Origin of the sequence: Croceicoccus mobilis (assembly GCF_001661965.1) — a bacterium.
Lineage (GTDB): Bacteria > Pseudomonadota > Alphaproteobacteria > Sphingomonadales > Sphingomonadaceae > Croceicoccus > Croceicoccus mobilis.
The window spans coordinates 130,873-147,781 of record NZ_LYWZ01000022.1; the positions used below are offsets into that span (position 1 = coordinate 130,873).

At 65.2% G+C, this 16,909-nt stretch carries 18 protein-coding genes; 4 read left to right on the plus strand and 14 right to left on the minus strand.

Annotated features, from left to right (window positions below):
- Nucleotides 1-31 precede the first annotated feature (31 nt).
- From A9D13_RS08155 to ccmA, 11 genes are all read right to left on the minus strand, one after another.
- Nucleotides 32-1,048 carry a UDP-N-acetylmuramoyl-tripeptide--D-alanyl-D-alanine ligase gene (locus tag A9D13_RS08155; RefSeq protein ID WP_066772361.1) on the minus strand — a complete coding sequence of 339 codons (1,017 nt, stop codon included), beginning with the start codon at nucleotides 1,046-1,048 and terminating at the stop codon, nucleotides 32-34.
- Nucleotides 1,045-2,526, minus strand: a complete 1,482-nt coding sequence (locus tag A9D13_RS08160; protein WP_066772362.1) for a UDP-N-acetylmuramoyl-L-alanyl-D-glutamate--2,6-diaminopimelate ligase — start codon at nucleotides 2,524-2,526, stop codon at nucleotides 1,045-1,047. The genes A9D13_RS08155 and A9D13_RS08160 overlap by 4 nt, the downstream gene beginning before the upstream one ends.
- Nucleotides 2,526-4,172 (minus strand): peptidoglycan D,D-transpeptidase FtsI family protein, encoded by a 1,647-nt coding sequence (locus tag A9D13_RS08165; protein WP_483294805.1) that lies wholly within the window; start codon nucleotides 4,170-4,172, stop codon nucleotides 2,526-2,528. The genes A9D13_RS08160 and A9D13_RS08165 overlap by 1 nt, the downstream gene beginning before the upstream one ends.
- Before the next feature lie 164 nt (nucleotides 4,173-4,336).
- Complete coding sequence (locus A9D13_RS08170) at nucleotides 4,337-4,987, minus strand: hypothetical protein (RefSeq protein ID WP_066772363.1); 651 nt, start codon at nucleotides 4,985-4,987, stop codon at nucleotides 4,337-4,339.
- Nucleotides 4,984-5,967, minus strand: a complete 984-nt coding sequence (gene rsmH / locus A9D13_RS08175; protein WP_066773861.1) for a 16S rRNA (cytosine(1402)-N(4))-methyltransferase RsmH — start codon at nucleotides 5,965-5,967, stop codon at nucleotides 4,984-4,986. The genes A9D13_RS08170 and rsmH overlap by 4 nt, the downstream gene beginning before the upstream one ends.
- A 5-nt stretch (nucleotides 5,968-5,972) precedes the next feature.
- A complete protein-coding gene (locus A9D13_RS08180; protein WP_066773862.1) occupies nucleotides 5,973-6,485 on the minus strand; it encodes a division/cell wall cluster transcriptional repressor MraZ in 513 nt (170 codons plus the stop codon).
- A gap of 365 nt (nucleotides 6,486-6,850) precedes the next feature.
- On the minus strand, nucleotides 6,851-7,618 hold the full coding sequence (locus A9D13_RS08185) for a motility-associated ABC transporter substrate-binding family protein (protein WP_082922216.1): 768 nt from the start codon (nucleotides 7,616-7,618) through the stop codon (nucleotides 6,851-6,853).
- Nucleotides 7,618-7,992, minus strand: a complete 375-nt coding sequence (locus tag A9D13_RS08190) for a hypothetical protein (protein ID WP_066772368.1) — start codon at nucleotides 7,990-7,992, stop codon at nucleotides 7,618-7,620. The genes A9D13_RS08185 and A9D13_RS08190 overlap by 1 nt, the downstream gene beginning before the upstream one ends.
- Nucleotides 7,993-7,994: 2 nt before the next feature.
- Nucleotides 7,995-8,996, minus strand: coding sequence for a cysteine synthase A (locus tag A9D13_RS08195; protein WP_066772369.1), 1,002 nt, complete (start codon nucleotides 8,994-8,996; stop codon nucleotides 7,995-7,997).
- A gap of 97 nt (nucleotides 8,997-9,093) precedes the next feature.
- On the minus strand, nucleotides 9,094-9,756 hold the full coding sequence (locus A9D13_RS08200; protein ID WP_066772370.1) for a heme exporter protein CcmB: 663 nt from the start codon (nucleotides 9,754-9,756) through the stop codon (nucleotides 9,094-9,096).
- Nucleotides 9,753-10,361, minus strand: a complete 609-nt coding sequence (gene ccmA / locus A9D13_RS08205; RefSeq protein ID WP_066772371.1) for a heme ABC exporter ATP-binding protein CcmA — start codon at nucleotides 10,359-10,361, stop codon at nucleotides 9,753-9,755. Before ccmA ends, A9D13_RS08200 begins: the two co-directional genes overlap by 4 nt.
- Before the next feature lie 58 nt (nucleotides 10,362-10,419).
- Between ccmA and A9D13_RS08210 the strand changes: the two genes are divergently transcribed.
- On the plus strand, nucleotides 10,420-10,707 hold the full coding sequence (locus A9D13_RS08210) for a 4a-hydroxytetrahydrobiopterin dehydratase (RefSeq protein WP_066772372.1): 288 nt from the start codon (nucleotides 10,420-10,422) through the stop codon (nucleotides 10,705-10,707).
- Nucleotides 10,708-10,775: 68 nt separating this feature from the next.
- On the opposite strand, the gene A9D13_RS08215 is transcribed toward A9D13_RS08210, so the two are convergent.
- Nucleotides 10,776-11,393, minus strand: coding sequence for a DNA-3-methyladenine glycosylase family protein (locus A9D13_RS08215; protein WP_066772373.1), 618 nt, complete (start codon nucleotides 11,391-11,393; stop codon nucleotides 10,776-10,778).
- A gap of 175 nt (nucleotides 11,394-11,568) precedes the next feature.
- Between A9D13_RS08215 and A9D13_RS08220 the strand changes: the two genes are divergently transcribed.
- Entirely contained in the window at nucleotides 11,569-11,886 is a 318-nt protein-coding gene (locus tag A9D13_RS08220; protein WP_066772379.1) for a 2Fe-2S iron-sulfur cluster-binding protein, read from the plus strand.
- 183 nt (nucleotides 11,887-12,069) lie between these two features.
- Here A9D13_RS08220 and map read toward each other — a convergent pair whose 3' ends face one another.
- Both map and A9D13_RS08230 read right to left on the minus strand, forming a co-directional pair.
- A complete protein-coding gene (gene map / locus A9D13_RS08225; RefSeq protein ID WP_066773866.1) occupies nucleotides 12,070-12,906 on the minus strand; it encodes a type I methionyl aminopeptidase in 837 nt (278 codons plus the stop codon).
- 85 nt (nucleotides 12,907-12,991) lie between these two features.
- Complete coding sequence (locus A9D13_RS08230) at nucleotides 12,992-13,843, minus strand: DUF4163 domain-containing protein (protein ID WP_229665181.1); 852 nt, start codon at nucleotides 13,841-13,843, stop codon at nucleotides 12,992-12,994.
- Between the two features lie 64 nt (nucleotides 13,844-13,907).
- Here A9D13_RS08230 and A9D13_RS08235 point away from each other — a divergent pair, with 64 nt between their 5' ends.
- Entirely contained in the window at nucleotides 13,908-15,302 is a 1,395-nt protein-coding gene (locus tag A9D13_RS08235) for a leucyl aminopeptidase family protein (protein ID WP_066773870.1), read from the plus strand.
- Between the two features lie 226 nt (nucleotides 15,303-15,528).
- Entirely contained in the window at nucleotides 15,529-16,875 is a 1,347-nt protein-coding gene (locus A9D13_RS08240; protein WP_066772380.1) for a hypothetical protein, read from the plus strand.
- Nucleotides 16,876-16,909 lie beyond the last annotated feature (34 nt).

Consider the following 16,909-nt stretch of genomic DNA (forward strand, 5'->3'; position numbering starts at 1 on the left):
CTTTTATTCGGCCCGTCTCAAATCCCGCAGATCAGACCGCAATGGCAAGCTGTGCAGGCTCTTCCTCATGCGGCAGCGCGGCCAATGCAAGAGCGGCAGCGCCGAGCGAAGCCCCTGCCGCCCGCATCGCGCCCATGATGGCGAGCGAGGACAGCTCATCGCAGCCCTCTTCCAGAACGCCCGAGGCAAGCGACCAGCACATGGCGCGGCCCATCATCTCTGCCGTGACCAGCGTTTCGCCATTTTCAAGGCGGACGGTGTCGATCAGCCGAATGTCGGCGCTGGCTTTGCGCCCATAGCCATAGACCTGCGCGCCAGCATCCAGCGCGGCAGCGCGCCATGCGCCGAAATCGCAGCTATCGGCAGGCAGCACGGCCGCGCCGCCAGCCTGCAGCGTCGCGGCAATGGCGCGGCCTTCCTCGTGATCGAGATCATGCCCGCAGACCAGCAGATGCGGACGCAGCATGCGCGCTTCGCGGCCTTCCTCCAGCGTGAAGAGTGCGTGCGTGCGATCAGCCTGCAGCGTGCAGAGCGCCGCCGCCATGCCAAGCCCATCCTTAGCGCGCCAGCTCATGCCCCGGCTGGCGCGGAAAAGCGCGTCGTTGAGCACTTCGGCAACCGGCGCATTGTCGCCGAAGCCGGTAATCCCGGTCATGGTGGCGCGGGCGCGATTGCGCGATGCGCGGGCGATGCGGGCAAGCGCATCCTCGATATCGGCGACCAGCACATGCGGTCCGCGCAAGGGATGTTCCGAAATGCAGCCCGCCGCGCCATTGCCCAGCGCCGCCATGGCATCGACCTCGCCGCGCGCGACATAAAGCGATCCGGGCTTCACCTCTGCAGGCACGAAGGCGAGATGGTTCGCGGCGAAATCGCCCTTGACCGTGCCGTCTGCCGCCATGGCCAGCGTGTGGGCGCGCCACAGATATTTGTCGCCGCCGTTCTCGGTCTGCTCGACGATGGCGCTTCGCGTCGCATCGGGCACCGGCCTTACAGGCTGCAGGGATGCGGTCTTGAGGGGAGCGGATTTCATCTGGGTTCCAGTCATGCTGCGCACTCTCTCGTTACGGTGACATCGTCGAATGGGTGGACGCGTGTGGCTTCGCCGCGTCCATAAATCTGGCCCTGTTCGTGGCCCTTGCCGGCGATGAGGACGATGTCGCCCTTCCCGGCCTCCTGCATGGCGGCGGCGATGGCTTCGCGCCGGCCTGCGATTTCGCGGAGATTGGCCGCGCCCTGCGCGCCCGCCAGCACGGCGGCGCGAATGGCCGCGGGGTCTTCGCCGCGCGGATTATCGTCTGTCACGATGGCGATATCGGCCTCTGCCGCCGCAACCTCGCCCATGGGGCCGCGCTTGCCAGTATCGCGGTCGCCGCCAGCGCCGAAGACGACGATCAGGCGGCCATTATCGGCCACATGCGGGCGCAGCGCGGCAATGGCCGCCTCCAGCGCCTCTGGCGTGTGGGCGTAATCGACATAGGCGGGCGCGCCTGCGCGGTTCAGTGCCGCGCGTTCCAGTCGTCCGCGCACGGGCTGCAGGCGGGACAAGGCGTCGAACACCTGCGCCGCGGTCGGGCCTGCGTCACCTGCCGTCGCCAGCGCGAGACCTGCAGCGGTCAGCGCATTGGCGACCTGATAGGCCCCGATCAGCGGCAGCTTCACCTTGCGGTCCTCGCCGCCGAAACGGAGGTTAAGTTCCTGCCCCAGTTCGGTCGGGTTGCGGCCCGTCAGGACGATCCCGTCCGCATCCGCATTCTCACCCACGGTTAGCACAGTGAGGCCGCGCGATTTCGCATGGGCGACAGCTGCTTCGCTGCGCGCATCGTCGGCCCAGATCACGGCCTTGCCGCCATCCATCACGACCTCGTCGAAAAGGCGCATCTTGGCGGCGAAATAATCGTCCATGTCGGCGTGATAATCGAGGTGATCCCGCGACAGATTGGTGAACGCCCCTGCCGCAACCGGCAGCCCCTCATTGCGGAACTGCGACAACCCGTGGCTCGACGCTTCATAGGCGACATGGGTCACGCCTTCGCGGGCCAGGCCGGTCATGTTCGACAGGAAGGTGACGATGTCGGGCGTGGTGAGGCCGGTCGAAACGCTTTCATCCGGCGTGGTCACGCCCAAGGTACCGATGGAGGCGGCGGAAAAGCCGCACATGCGCCAGATCTGGCGCGTCATCTCCACTGTCGAGGTCTTGCCGTTGGTGCCGGTGACCGCGACGATGGTGCCGGGCACGGGCGTGAAGAACTTCGCCGCCAGCAGCGCGAAGGCCCGGCGCGGCGCGGTGTCGGCGATATGGATCGCGCCTTCCACTGTCGCTTCGGGCCGGGCGACGACGGCGATGGCGCCTGCCGCGATGGCTGCCGCAATGAAATCCTCGCCATTGACGCTCGCGCCCTGAAACGCGCCGAACACGGTGCCGGGCGCGACCTTGCGATTGTCGATGGCAAAGCCGGTGACCTGCGCGTCAGCCCCATCGGGCAGCGCAATCCCTGCACGGCTGGCCAGAGCGGAAAGCTTCATCAGTGCGAGCCCTCCTCTTTGATCAGCGGCTTGATGTCGGAAAGGTCGATTTCCTTGTTGTCGTCGGGATAGACGCCCAGCATCGGACCGATGCGCGGCACGATGCGGCCCACCGCAACGGCAGAGTTCCACGCGGCGGTACGCTGATAGCTGGTGGCGGGCGTGCCCTGCGGCTCGTCCATCATGGTGATCACGACATAGCGCGGGTCATCCATCGGGAAGGCGCTGGCAAAGGTCGTGATGAGCGCGGTGCGGCGATAACCGCCCGCGCCCGGCTTTTCGGCGCTGCCGGTCTTGCCGCCAAGGCGGAAGCCCGGTGCATCGGCTTTGCGCCCCGTACCATCGCGCACGACAAGGCGCAGCAGCTGGCGCATGCGCGCGCTGGTCGCCTCCTTGAACACCCGGCGGCCCTGCGGCGCTTCGCCCGGGGCGAGCTTCTTGAGAGTGGCCGGACGCCAGATGCCGCCATTGACCATCGCCGCATAGGCGCTGGCAAGGTGGAGCGGAGTTACCGCGATGCCGTGGCCATAGGACACGGTCATGGTGGTCAGCCGCGGCCATTCGCCCGAACGCCAGATCGGAAACCCGCGCGCGGGCAGCTCGATATAGGGCCGCTCGTTGAAGCCCAGCAGCTCCATCTTCTCCTTCATGCGCTTCGAGCCGATCTCGTCCGCGATCTGCGCGGTGCCGATGTTCGACGAATGCATCAGGATTTCCGCGACATTCATGCGGTCGTCCATCTTGTGGCTGTCGCGGATGAGGAAGCGCCCGACCTTCAGCGGCTTGCCCGTGGGCCAGGTCCGCGCGAGATTGGTGATCGTGCCCGCATCGAGCGCCGTCGCCACGGCCAGCGGCTTGAAGGTGGAGCCGAGTTCATAGACCTGGTTCGTCACCCGGTTGAACATCAGCTCCATGCCCTTTTCATCGATGTGATTGGGGTCGAAGCTGGGAAGCGAAGCCAGCGCGAGCACTTCGCCCGTGCGCACGTCCATGACGATGCCGCCCGCGCCCTTGGCCTGAGAAAGACCCATCACGCGGTAAAGCTCGTCCTCCATCGCGGCCTGCACGCGCGCGTCGATCGACAGCGTGACCGGCGCGCCGCGGGTGGCCGGGTCGGACAGCTGGTTGTTGAACACCTGCTCCATGCCGACATGGCCGTTGCCGTCGGCCCCGACATAGCCGAGCACATGGGCTGCCAGCGTGCCTTCGGGGTAATAGCGGCTGGGTTCGGCAGGAGGGTTCAGTGCCGGTTCGCCGATGGCGTGCACGCGGTTTGCCTGTTCGGGCAGGATGCGGCGGCGAAGATACTGGCCCTTGCCGCTGGCAAGGCGCTGCGTCAGGTCCGCTTCATCCATGTCGGGGAAGATCTGCACGAGATCATGCGCGATTTCGGATGCCGGACGGGTCAGCGGTTCTCCGCCTTCCATGGCCTTGGGATTGAACCAGAGTGCGTAGCTCTTGAAATCGCGGGCAAGCGGAATGCCTTTGCGGTCGGTGATCTCGCCGCGGTCGGGCACCAGCAGGCTGCCGGTGCTGGCCTGCGCGCCGTCACTTTCGAACAGGCCCAGCATGCCGACGCGCAGCACCAGCACGGCGGTGGCCAGCGCGAACACGAACGCGATCAGGATCACCCGCATGCGCGCCATGCGCAAAGTCTCCGCCCGCAAATTCGCCCGGCGCGCAGGCGGCGGAGGCGCGCCAAAGCCCCGCTCGGCCTGTCTGCCTGCGGGGCTTGCAGCCTTCGCACCCTTGCCGCCTAGGCCGGGGACCTCGGGCAGGGAGAGACCGGGGAAGAGCGGGACGCTGGCCATCAGTCGTGCTTGGCTCCCGCTTCGGCGACGACGCTGTCGAAATCGAAGTTCTTGGCAAACTGGCTGGCCGGATCGGCAGGCGCCGGGGCAAGCCGGCGGGCGATGGCAGCGCGCTCGCTGCCCGACAGCGCCTTGGGCGCGGCGGGATCCACCGCCAGCGCGACGCGGACCGGCTGCGCTTTGGCGGCGGTTTCCTTGCGCGCCGGGATCGCCGCGTCACGCGCGACAAGCTGGCGGACATTGCCGCCCTGCGTCTCGGCCGAGGCGATGCGGATCTCGCGCGCCTCGTCGCGTCCGATGGCGGGCGCGGCCTCCGAAGCGTCCGCCATCAGAACCCGGTTTTCCTCGCGCACGGCTTCGCGGCCCAGCGCCGCCAGCTGCGCCCCTTCGGTCACGAACTGGTTCCCCTTGGGCGCGACATAGCCGAAGTCGACATCGTTCCACCGGGCCAGCTGCTGCTGACGCGCGCGGGTCTGGAACTCGGTCTCCAGCGTGGCGATCTGGTTCTTGACCGAGAGGATGTCCTTCTCGGTCTCCGCAATATCGCTCTTCACGCCCGTCACCTGCAGCATCAGCGTGAAACAGATGGCGCCCGAAATCGCCAGCGCCCCGGCCCATGCAACGGAGTGGATGCGGCTGCGGCTGTTCATGCGAAGATCCTTTCGGAAGCGGGGCGGGCGGGAGCGGACGTGCGAACCGCGCTGCGCAGCACGGCAGAGCGGGCGCGCGGGTTGCGTGAGATTTCGGCCTCGCCTGCGCGAACGGCGCGGGCGGGCTTTTCGAAAACGGGGCGCGAGGCATCACGAACGTCAGGCATGTGGCGCGAAGGCGCCGCGCCGCTGTTCGAGGCATCGCGCAGGAAGCGCTTGACCATGCGGTCCTCAAGGCTGTGGAAGCTGACGACGGCAAGCTTGCCGCCCTCACCCAGCAATTCCTCTGCCGCGCCAAGGCCTGCGGCCAGTTCGTCCAGCTCGCCGTTCACGTGGATGCGGATCGCCTGGAAACTGCGGGTCGCAGGATCCTTGGGCATGTGCGGTTTATAGCCCAGCGCCTTGCGGACCACGTTTGCCAGCTCGCCGGTCGTTTCCAGCGGGCGGGCGGCAACGATCGCGCGGGCGACGCGGCGCGACTGGCGCTCTTCGCCATATTGGTAGAGCACGTCGGCGATCACGCCTTCATCGGCGGTGTTGACGAAATCGGCGGCGCTCTCGCCCTCACGGCTCATCCGCATGTCGAGCGGACCATCGAGCGAAAACGCAAAGCCGCGCTCGGCCTGGTCCAGCTGCATCGAGGACACGCCGATATCCATCACCACGCCATCAACGCGGGTGACACCGGCCTCAGTCATGGATTCGACCATCTCGGAAAAGCGGCGCGGGTGGAGGACGAGGCGGGGTTCCTCTCCATCCAGCTCGGGCCATGCTTGCCTGTTGGCGTGCACGGCTTCGATCGCAGTGGGGTCGCGATCGAAACCATGCACGACCGCGCCTGCATCGAGCAGGGCGCGGGTATAACCGCCGGCACCGAAAGTGGCATCGACGATCACGTCACCGGGCCGGGGGGACAGCGCGGTGAGAACTTCTTCGAGGAGCACGGGGACATGGGGCTGCGACCCTGTATCTGGCGTAATGCCGCTCACTTGCGCCCCCGGCCCTTGGCGGGCCCCTTGGCGCTGTCGGCCATCATCGCCTTGCAGGCAGCCTTTGCGGCTTCCCATTCAGGCCCCATTTCAAACAGTTTTTCGGGGTTCCAGACGGTGAAGAACTGGCCGCCGCCATGGAAATAGAGCTGCTCGCCCACATGGCCCAGCTCGACGATGTAGTCGGGCATGATGAAGCGGCCCGAATCGTCGAAGGGCACTTCGGCAAAGCCGAACAGCTGGGCAGAACGGGTGTCGCGGTCGAAATCGCGGCCGGCCTGATAGGCGCGGTCTTCCTCGCGGTCGAGCTGGGCATCAAGCTGCGGCAGGCGCGACAGACCAAAGCCGGTCAGGCAGTCGAAACGCTCATGCTTGGAAAGGCACAATGTGCGCTGGTCGTCGCTCGATTCGCGGATGACCTTGCGGAAGGAGGGGGGCAGCACGAAGCGACCCTTTTCGCCGCGAAGCGAAAAGCCCTGTCCCCTGTAGCTGAATGGCGCAGAAGCCACCAAGACACCCCGTCCGATAAAATTACGAGCCCCCGAACCCTGCGTTTTGCGCGCAACTACCCTTGCACCGAGGCGCGCGGTTAGGGGGCCCGGCGCACCCCCGGCGGGTGCGACAAACGAAGCGTTCGATTGAATGAATCGGGTAATACCCCGGTCTGATCGGGGATGAAAGGGGAAATTGCGGGAAATTGCGTCCAGTTGCGACGAACTGCCGTATTTCCGGGCCTTTGCGGCACATTCACGGCATCGGCTAATTCCTGCCGGAACGTTAAAAAAGGCACAGAATCCCTAGGATTCCATGCCGCTCCCGTCAATTCCCGTAATGAAAAACCGGCTGTCCCGCGCCATCCCCGAAATGGACCGGATCAATCCCCGGTTTCGTCCGTGAACGCCTCTGCCATCAGGGCCGAAAGGGCGGAAATCGCCACTTCTCCCGCGTCATCCCCGTTCTCGACCATGGCCGCATCGGCCACGATCAGCGCGCGGCCCGCGCCGATTCGGCACTCGGCAATCAGCCCTTCGCGTTTGATTTCACAGGAAGAATCGTGCCCCTCTCCGGTCAGGGAGAGCGATCCGGGGCGCTGCACGGGAATGGGCGGGACGCCGGCGACCATCGCCTGTTTCGGGGATGAGGCGGGATCGAACGTAAGCGACAGTCCCCAACGCGCCAGAATAGGAGACAGCATCGTCATCATCAGCGGGGCGCGTTTGTCGCCCAGCCCATATGCGCTTTCCGCCGTCAGCATCGGATCGGCCAGGATCAACACCTGCCCCCCTGCCCGCACCCAATCGTCGAGCGCCACGTTTTCATCCCCCGCCAATGCGCGCGGCTGGGCAAGGAGGAGAAAGGGCTGATCGTCGAGTTCGGTCAGGCGGTCGATGGGCGAAAGCGTGAACCTCGTCTCCAGCGCCGCCCTCACCGGATTGGGAGCGGCATCGCTTGCCAGCATGTCGCCGATATCGCCCTCACCCCACAGGATCGGCAGGCTGGTCATGATGGCGAGCGGCCGCAGCTCCTGCTCTGCCGGAGCTTCGACCGTTTCGCCCGTGGCGGCACCGGGCTGCGCGCTGCATGCCGCCAGCGCCAGCGCACCGCATAGCGGCAAGGTAAAGCCGCGAAAGAGCCGCGCCATCACCGTTGCTGCTGCGACTGGGACATCCCGTCTTCACCCTGCCTGCGCGGCAGCGCCTGCTCTTCGGGCACGATCTGTTCGACCGGCAAATCGGGCACGGTCACTTCCTCGTTCGGGAGTTCGGGCTGAACGCCGATATCGACCAGCGGATCGCCGGCTTTTTTCTCCTGCTCCGCCGCTGCGGTCGGAGCGGCCGGATCGCTCGACTGGCGCGCCTGCTGCATGATCGTGCTGGCAAGCCCGACCACCAGCACCATCGCGGCCAGCCCGCCGACACCTACCTGCAGCCGCTGCAACGCCTGCGCGCGCGTGCCCTGCAGGCCGCTGGATTCGGCAGCGGTTGCCAGTTCGCGGGGCTGCTGGACGGGCGCCACTCTCAATCCTCCAGCCAGGGCGGAACGGGCAGCCCCTTGGACCGCAGCCATTCGCCATTGTAGAGCGTGGAGAGATAGCGAAAGCCGGTATCGCACAGGATCGTCGCGACCCGCGCCGGACGGCCCAGCTTCGCCGTCAGTTCCTGCCCCAGCCTAACCGCCCCTGCCACGTTGATGCCGGACGACAGGCCAAGGCACAGCCCCTCTTCCTTCAGCAGGCGGCGCACCCATTCGAGGCCCTCCTCGTCCGAGATGCGGAACTGGGTATCGACCGGCGCATCCTCGAGGTTCGCGGTGATGCGGCCCTGCCCGATCCCTTCGGCAACCGAAGACCCTTCGGACTTGAGCTCGCCATGAGCGTAGTATTCATAAAGTGCCGCACCATGCGGATCGGTGAGCGCGATGGTGATGTCCTCGCTGAACGCCTTCAGCCCCAGCCCCACGCCAGCCAGCGTTCCGCCGGTGCCGACGGCACAGGTGAACCCATCGACCTCGTGCTCCATCTGCTCCCAGATTTCGGGCGCGGTGGTTTCGATATGGGCGCGGCGATTGGCGACATTGTCGAACTGGTTGGCCCAGACCGCACCCTCCGTCTCCTCCGCCATGCGGCGCGAGGTGTGGACGAAATGGTTGGGATCGGCGAATTTCGTCGGCGGCACCGTAACCAGCTGCGCGCCCAGCGCACGCAGCGTGTCCATCTTCTCCTTCGACTGGTTGTCGGGCATCACGATGATCGTGTTGTAGCCGCGCGCATTGGCGACCAGCGCGATGCCGATGCCGGTGTTGCCCGCCGTGCCCTCGACCACGGTGCCGCCCGGCTTCAGCTCGCCGCGCGCTTCGGCATCGCGGATGATGCCCAGCGCGGCGCGATCCTTTACCGATGCGCCGGGATTGGCGAATTCGCATTTGCCGAAAATGTCGCATCCGGCCGCTTCGCTCGGCCCGGCAAGACGGACGAGCGGCGTGTTGCCGATCAGCGAGATAGTGTCTTGTACAGTCGTCATGAGGCTGAGGTAAGGTCGCTTTGGCGCAAGGGCAAACAAGATTTGCTAATGGGGCGCTGAAGCGCGCGCTATTCGCCCTTCGGCGAACCCGCCTTCCCTATTCGCGCGCAGCCCGTATGGCGGCACCTGCGGCAAATGGCGCGACCGCGACCAGCACAAGGCTGACGGCTCCGGCCAGCGCGATCCCCCCTGCCCCCTGCTGCTGCAATGCGCCTGCACCGAAGATCAGCAGCGGCACAGCCAACGGAAGGAGCATGAGCCCCGACAAAGCGGCCCCGCCGCGAAGCCCCGCGGTGATCGCCGCGATCATCACGCCCAGCGCAGCCAGACCCGGCGTGCCTGCCAAGAGGCCCAGTTCGACCAGCCCCAATTGCTGCGCCGACAGGTTGAACAATGCCGAGGCCGGCAGCACCGCCAGCATCAGAAGCGGCGCGAAAGTCAGCCAATGCGCGATGATGCGCGCGGCCATGATCCATTCCTCGGCCAGCCCGCGCAGGGCCCATTGGTCAAAGAACCCGTGCTCGAGATCCGGCTCTACCAGACGGTCCAGCGGCAGGATCGCGGCCAGCAGCGCTGCCACCCACACGATACCGCCGCCGGTCCGCTGCAACATCTTCGCATCGGGACCGATGGCAAAAGGCAGCAGGATCGCGACCGAGATGAAGAACAGCACCGGCAGCAGCGCGCCGCCGCGCCTGCCGCCACCCGTCATCAAGAGGGCGAAATCGCGCAGCAATATGGCGAGCCACATGCGGGTCATGCCGTGTAATCCGCGACATCGAGCCGAGCCGCGCCGGGCAGCGCGATCGGCTGGTGCGAGGCAACGATGCAGATGCCGCCCTGTTCGCAGTGGCGCATGGCCAGATCCTCGACCATGGCGACAGAGCTGGTATCGAGGCCATTCAATGGCTCGTCCAGCAGCCAGATCGGCGCGCCTGCCGCGATGGTGCGGGCCAGTGCGGCGCGCTTCCTCTGCCCGGTAGAGAGATAACGCACCGGCACGTCGAGCAGTTCGTCGACCGCACAGGCCCCGGCGACTTCCTCCAGCCGCGCAGGCGCCACGCCATCGCAGCGCGCCCAGAAACCGAGCGCCTTGCCAAGGGGAAGATGGGCATCGAGGGCGGGCCGCTCATCCAGCAAGGCCATGGCGCCATTGCGCTCGACCTCTCCGGCATAGGGGCGCAAAAGGCCTGCAAGAATACGCATCAGGCTCGATTTGCCAGTGCCGTTGGGGCCGGTCAGATGCAGTGCGCCGCCGCTTTCGACCCGCAGCGACAATCCGGCGAACAGCAAACGGTCACCCCGGCGGCAGGCGATGCCTGTGGCGCTGATATTGCTGACGGGAAAGGCGGCGGCGGGTTCCATTGCCAGTGCACCTATGCGACAGCGCGGCTTTCGCCAAGCCGGTAAGGAGACAGACGCCATGGTCGAGAGATTGAGCGAGAGCGAGATCAGCAGCGCGCTGATGGCGCTGAAAGGCTGGAAACTGCGCGAAGACGGCCTTGCCATCACGCGCTCATTGCAATTTTCCGACTTTGCCGAGGCATTCGGCTTCATGACCCGGGTGGCGATCCTCGCCGAAAAGGCGGATCACCATCCCGAATGGTTCAACGTCTACAACAAGGTCGAGATCACGCTGACCACCCATGATGCAAGCGGGCTGTCGGAACGCGACGTGGCGCTGGCAAAACAGATCGACGCGGCGGCATGATCCGTCAGAGCGTTGCGCTCTGATAAATATGCCCCATCAAAGCGTTGCGCTTTGATAAATATGCGCCATCAAAGCGTCGCGCTTTGATAAATATGCCAGGTGAAAATGGCAGCCGCGCCGCGATGCGGTCGCCAGTTTTCGGCAAGGGCGCGGGTTTCCTTCTCGCTCGGCCTTTGGGGCAGGCCCGCCAGCCGCCCGACCGCGATCTGCACGGCGAGGTCGCCCGCTGGCCAGATGTCGGGCCGCCCTTCTGCGAACAGCAAGTAGATCTCCGCCGACCAGCGGCCGATACCCTTGATCCGCACCAGTTCGGCAATCGCTTCCTCGTCATCTTCGGGCAATGCGGTGAGGTCGAGCGTCCCGCCATGCACCAGTTCGCAAAGCGAACGGGCATAGCCCTGTTTCTGGCGCGACAGGCCGCAGGCGCGCAGATCGTCAAAGCTGGCGGCAAGCAGATCGGCGGGCGGTATGTCATCGCCCAGATGCGCGGTAAGCTTGTTCCAGACCGCATCGGCCGACGCGACCGAGACCTGCTGGCCGACGATGGTGCGCAGCAAGGTTCGATAGCCGGTGGGCCGGATACGCTCTGCGGGATAGCCGTGTTCGGCCAGCGCGCGTGCGACCGAGCGATCGCGCGCGGCGATCGCATCCAGACCGTTGCGTATCTGTTCACTCGTCAGACCCACTCTTCCCTCTGCCTCTTCATTTTCGTCTCGTAGTGCAGCACATTTTGCACAGGCTCTTGCGTTTTTGTGACTCGTCGACTAGCAGCCGCGAGCAATCGTTACGCCCAACCGGCGGATCCGGTAAAGATTGACCGGTACCGGAAATGGCCAACACGAACACAGGACGAAACCGAATATGCCCAGCCTTGTCGTTGTTAACCGCGAAGGTGAGGAACGCACCGTGGAGGTCGAGACCGGCCTTTCCGTGATGGAAGCGATCCGCGATAACGGTTTCGATGAACTCCTTGCACTATGCGGCGGCTGCTGCTCGTGCGCGACCTGCCATGTGTATGTCGACGAAAGCTTTTCCGCCAAGCTGCCCGCGATGAGCGAAGACGAGGACGACCTCCTCGACAGCTCCGATCACCGCGAGGGCAATTCGCGCCTGTCGTGCCAGATCCCGATCACTGACGATATGGCTGGCATGAAGGTCACCATCGCTCCGGAGGACTGAGCGCACGAAATCGGCAGGGCGCCCGGAAACGATCCGGCGGCCGCCCGCCCACGCGTTGGAGAGGAATGCCCCGGCAGGCGCCAGACCTGCCGGGGCATGATTTTTGGTTCAGCGCATTCGGGCGGCGCAGATACGAAAAAGGCGGGCCGAAACCCGCCTTTCGTTTTTCATGCTGCAGCTCGGTCAGGCACGGGCCTGATAAGGCGGACAGTCCAGCCCTTCGGGGCTTAGGGTGAAGATCTCCGCGCCATCTTCGGTAATGCCAATCGAATGTTCGAACTGCGCCGAAAGCGAGCGGTCGCGGGTCACCGCGGTCCAGCCATCGTCCAGCAGCTTTACCGCCGGTTTGCCCAGATTGATCATCGGTTCGATCGTGAAGAACATGCCCGGCTTCAGTTCGGGGCCAGTGCCGGGGCGGCCCGCATGCACAACCTCAGGCGCGTCATGGAACAGGCGGCCAAGGCCGTGGCCGCAGAAATCGCGCACCACGCCGTACCGCTGGCGTTCGGCATGTTTCTGTATCGCCGAGCCGATATCGCCCAGCCGCGCACCGGGCTTGGCAAGGTCGATGCCGATCATCAGGCATTCATAGGTCACCTGCACCAGCTTCTGCGCCTTTAGCGGCACATCGCCTGCCAGATACATGCGGCTGGTATCGCCATGCCAGCCATCCAGCAGCGGGGTCACATCGACATTGAGGATGTCGCCATCCTTGATCGTGCGGTCGCCCGGAATACCGTGGCAGACCACGTGATTGATCGAGATGCAGCACGAATGAGTATAGCCGCGATAGCCCAGCGTTGCCGGAACCGCGCCGGCGTCCAGCGTCATCTCGCGCACGATGCGATCAATCTCGCCCGTGGTCACGCCCGGCTTCACCACATCGACCAGCGCATCGAGGATCTCGGCAGCAAGACGGCCTGCCTTGCGCATGCCTTCAAAGGCGGCGGGGCCGTGCAGCTTGATGCTGCCATCGCGCGGCAGCATGTCGGTTTCGTCAACGGTCAGATATTCTGTCATGCCGCCCAATGTAGCGATGCGCCCCGCTTTTTGCGAGGGGGCACTTGGCGCAGCATGACATTCGCCATGAACGCCTCCCGCCGGCTCAGGACGAGGGCTCGAAATAGGGCCGATACTGCGACTTTACCGCGTCCATCACGGTATCGTTGGCCGGGACCGTCACCTCATAGGCGCCTTCCGAATAGGGGCCTGCGTTATAGGGCGGGATCAGAAAGCCGATGCGGTCGAACTTATCGCCGGTCGACGACCCCAGGATGACGGTGCTGTTGGCCACCGGCTCGATGCAATCGTTGAAGGAATCCTCGCTGCGCGTGACCGGGCCACCGCGTTTTCGCGCGCGGGCCTTGTCGAGCTGGGCACAAAAGCGCGCGCGCACCGCATCGTTCAGGGCCGCTGCCGAGCGGAACATGGCAAGAGGCTTCAGGGCCTTACCCCCGTTCGCGCCCTCGCGGTCCCATATCAGCGCGTCGAACACGCTCATCCCATGCGCGCCGCCCGAATAGGTGTAGATTTCCGCCGAGAGCGAGAGGAAACGCGGCAAGTCCGTGACCACGTCCCACTGCTTGAGGAATACCAGCGGATGGTAGGGAAAATCATTCCCTTCAGCTTCCTTGCGCCCAGTTGCCGCTTCGGCCTCCAGCCTTGCTTTCTGAGTGTCGCGTTCCGCGCCCAGACCATCCTTCAGGGCGGGTATGTCGTCGGCCTCTTGCGGCCAGGCATAGCGGAACTTGTAATCGTCGTTCTCGATCGAGAGGTCGCTGGCGCGGGTTTCGGTTCCGGCCTGTATCCGCTCCTGCGCGCGCTGGTGGACAGGGCCGCGCACAGCGGTCTCGCCTACCGCGCCCGCCGGATCCGCCTCCACCGCCTCATCGGCAGAACCGCAAGCGGCGGTCAGCAGCAGGGGAACGCAGACCATCGCGAGGCGTAGTGCAGACATCATCCCTTCCTCTCGGCGAAATTTCACTCGCCATGCGGCACGACCGCACGTTAGAGCCATGAGCATGACCGAAAACACAGTGCTGATCCAGCCCGATCGCGGACAGGACGCGATTCCCATCCACCTCGTCTCGAAGGACGGTTTCGAGGAGTGGTCCCGCCAGCTTTCCGGCCCGCAACGCGCTTCACTGGAAGCTCAGGGCTTTACGGGCAAGGGGTACCAGACCGCCATCGTCCCCGACACTGGAAAGGACGGGCCCGGCTGGTTCGCCGTGGGCGGCGTTGCCGATGTGGATAATCTGTCGAGCTGGTGCATGGCCAAGCTGGCAGAGGTGCTGCCCGCAGGCACCTATCGTCTGGCCGACAGTGAGCCCGGCCCTGCCCTGTTTGGCTGGCAGACGGCGCAATACAGCTTCACCCGCTACCGCGAGGACAAGGACGCCAAGGGTCCTCGCGTCCTGCTGACTGGCGAGGTCGCCCGAATCGAGGAGACCGTCGCCGAGGCCGGTGCTGCCGCTCTCGTGCGCGACATGGTCAACACGCCCGCCGAGGACATGGGGCCGGAAAACATCGAGGCCGAGGCGAAGAAACTGGCCGAGAAGCATGGCGCCGATTTCCGTGTCGTGCGCGGCGATGCGCTGGCAAGCGATTATCCGATGATCCACGCCGTCGGCCGCGCCGCCGCGCGCGAACATTCGCCCCGCCTTGTCGAGATGGAGTGGGGCCCCAGGGACGCGCCGCGTATCGCCATTGTCGGCAAGGGGGTCAGCTTCGATTCCGGCGGTCTCGACGTGAAGCCGTCATCGGGCATGCTGTTGATGAAGAAGGACATGGGCGGATCCGCCCACGCCCTCGCACTGTCGCGCCTGATCATGGAACGCGGGCTGAAGGTGCGGCTGCACCTCCTCATCCCCACGGTTGAGAACGCGATTTCCAGCAACAGTTTTCGCCCCGGCGACGTGCTGAAGACCCGCAAGGGCCTGACGGTCGAGGTTACCAACACCGATGCCGAAGGTCGTCTGATCCTGGGTGATGCACTGGCGAAGGCGAGCGAGGATGCGCCCGAACTCATCATCGATTTCGCCACGCTGACGGGCGCTGCGCGCGTGGCGCTGGGCCCCGATCTTCCCGGCCTGTTCACCCGCCGCGACGAAACCGCCGAAGAACTGCTGACCGCGGGCAAGGCGAATGACGACGCCGTATGGCGCCTGCCGCTGGAAGACGGTTATCGCGACATGCTGAAAAGCGACATCGCCGACATGGCCAATGCCGCCAGCGGCGGTTTCGCCGGGGCGACGACGGCAGCGCTTTTCCTCGACCGATTCGTCGGCGAGGATATCGAGTGGGCGCATTTCGACACTTTCGCGTGGCGCCCTGCGGCCAAGCCGGGCCGGCCCAAGGGCGGTGCGGCCCTTGGCCTGCGCGCGGCGTGGCACATGTTGAAGAAGCGCTACGGCTGAGCGCCGGAAAAATTGCTAATGTCGCCCCGCAGCCGGGATGCTGCGGGGGCAGGCACTTGCCTGGTTAGCAGCAACTTTACCACTGCGAAGCACTAAGACATCGGGTAAACCGGGCCTGAACTCATAGGCTTAACGGCCAATTCATTGTGATCGGTCAAAGCCCGTGCTGCACCTGCGAGCCTAATCAGCCCCTCGTTCCCACCGCGGAAACGAAAGGGCAGAAACCATGACATCTCCAAACGGCAATTTTCACGAGGTCGGCATAGACGACCTTTTCTTCTCCACCACCGACAAGAAGGGCGTGATCGCGCAGGCGAACCGCGTGTTTTGCGACTATGCGCGGTCAGCGCGCGAACAGCTGATCGGCGCGCCGCACAATATCATCCGCCATCCCGACATGCCCGGCGGCGTATTCCGCCTGATGTGGGAGATGATCGGACGCGGCAAACCGATCTGCGCCTATGTGCTGAACCTTGCCGGCGATGGGTCGAGCTATTGGGCCTTTGCCACGGTCACCCCGATGGCGGGCGGCTATATCTCGGTGCGTTCGCGCCCGTGCAACGATCATGTCCGGACGCTGGTCGCCGAAATCTATCAGCGCGTGCGCGCCATCGAAATAGGCGTGATGGACAAGGGCGAAAGCCCGGCGCGGGCAGCGCGCATCGGCGAAAGCGCGCTGATCGAGGAACTGAAGACACTTGGCTATGAAAGCTATGACGAGTTCATGGCCGATTGCCTGCCTGCCGAAATCTCTGCCCGAGCGGCAGCAGGCGCAGCCGTACCGTCCCGGCCCGGTGCGAGCGGAAACAATCGTGTCCTTCTGGATTCGGTTGCGGACATGGAGGGGCTGATCGCGGCCCTGGCCGGGGACCTTTCCAACGCCGATGCGCTGGCATCGGATCTCGACATGCAGGTTAGCCAGACGCTCGACAGCCTGGGCGCGCTGGAAGAAACGCTGGCCAAGGCCGGCGAGATCGCCCGCGCCAACGAGGACGATGCCCCGGTGCTCGCCAGCGCCACCCCGGCGCTGGAACAGCAGTGCCATCAGGTCGCGGAGACCATGCGCACCGTGCTGACCCATGCCGACGCCATGTGCGCGCTGCGCCACCAATTGCGCTTTCATGTCGGGCTGGGCCAGATGCAGGCGGAAACCGTGTGCCGCTTCGCCATCGCCACGATCGACGGCAAGGAGGACCCCGAAACCTCGGCCCATGCCACCGAATCGCTGATCTCGGTGCTGTCGGGCGGTGTCGCCTCGCTCCAGACCAGCCTTGGCGAGGATCGCGAAAAAGTGGCCGAGATGGTCGGCGAAGTAGCGCTTGCCGAGAGCAATCTTCGCAAGACCGGGCTGCTGCTGGGCCGCTGGGTCGAGATGGTGAAGAAGTTCCGCCTCGATCATGAAATGGGCGACATCCTCCCCACGCTCACCAGCACGCTGGACCGGCTGGGCGACAATCTCGCCGCGCTGCATGAAACGGCGGAGAAATTCTCCTCCAGCACCGTGGGCTTTGACGCGCAGCGCCTGTCCGACCGCATGAACCAGGCACTGGGCTGCAGCGCCGCGCTGGTCTGATCCGCAATCAACGACATTCACCGGCCAGGGACGC

Coding starts and splice junctions, on each gene's coding strand:
- A9D13_RS08160 (WP_066772362.1), bottom strand. CDS start 2,526: ATGAAGCTTTCCGCTCTGGCCAGCCGTGCAGGGATTGCGCTGCCCGAT.
- map (WP_066773866.1), bottom strand. CDS start 12,906: ATGACAGAATATCTGACCGTTGACGAAACCGACATGCTGCCGCGCGAT.
- A9D13_RS08170 (WP_066772363.1), bottom strand. CDS start 4,987: ATGAACAGCCGCAGCCGCATCCACTCCGTTGCATGGGCCGGGGCGCTG.
- A9D13_RS08200 (WP_066772370.1), bottom strand. CDS start 9,756: ATGACCCGCATGTGGCTCGCCATATTGCTGCGCGATTTCGCCCTCTTG.
- A9D13_RS08195 (WP_066772369.1), bottom strand. CDS start 8,996: ATGACGACTGTACAAGACACTATCTCGCTGATCGGCAACACGCCGCTC.
- ccmA (WP_066772371.1), bottom strand. CDS start 10,361: ATGGAACCCGCCGCCGCCTTTCCCGTCAGCAATATCAGCGCCACAGGC.
- A9D13_RS08165 (WP_483294805.1), bottom strand. CDS start 4,172: ATGGCGCGCATGCGGGTGATCCTGATCGCGTTCGTGTTCGCGCTGGCC.
- A9D13_RS08220 (WP_066772379.1), top strand. CDS start 11,569: ATGCCCAGCCTTGTCGTTGTTAACCGCGAAGGTGAGGAACGCACCGTG.
- A9D13_RS08185 (WP_082922216.1), bottom strand. CDS start 7,618: ATGGCGCGGCTCTTTCGCGGCTTTACCTTGCCGCTATGCGGTGCGCTG.
- A9D13_RS08155 (WP_066772361.1), bottom strand. CDS start 1,048: ATGACTGGAACCCAGATGAAATCCGCTCCCCTCAAGACCGCATCCCTG.
- A9D13_RS08240 (WP_066772380.1), top strand. CDS start 15,529: ATGACATCTCCAAACGGCAATTTTCACGAGGTCGGCATAGACGACCTT.
- A9D13_RS08235 (WP_066773870.1), top strand. CDS start 13,908: ATGACCGAAAACACAGTGCTGATCCAGCCCGATCGCGGACAGGACGCG.
- A9D13_RS08210 (WP_066772372.1), top strand. CDS start 10,420: ATGGTCGAGAGATTGAGCGAGAGCGAGATCAGCAGCGCGCTGATGGCG.
- A9D13_RS08230 (WP_229665181.1), bottom strand. CDS start 13,843: ATGTCTGCACTACGCCTCGCGATGGTCTGCGTTCCCCTGCTGCTGACC.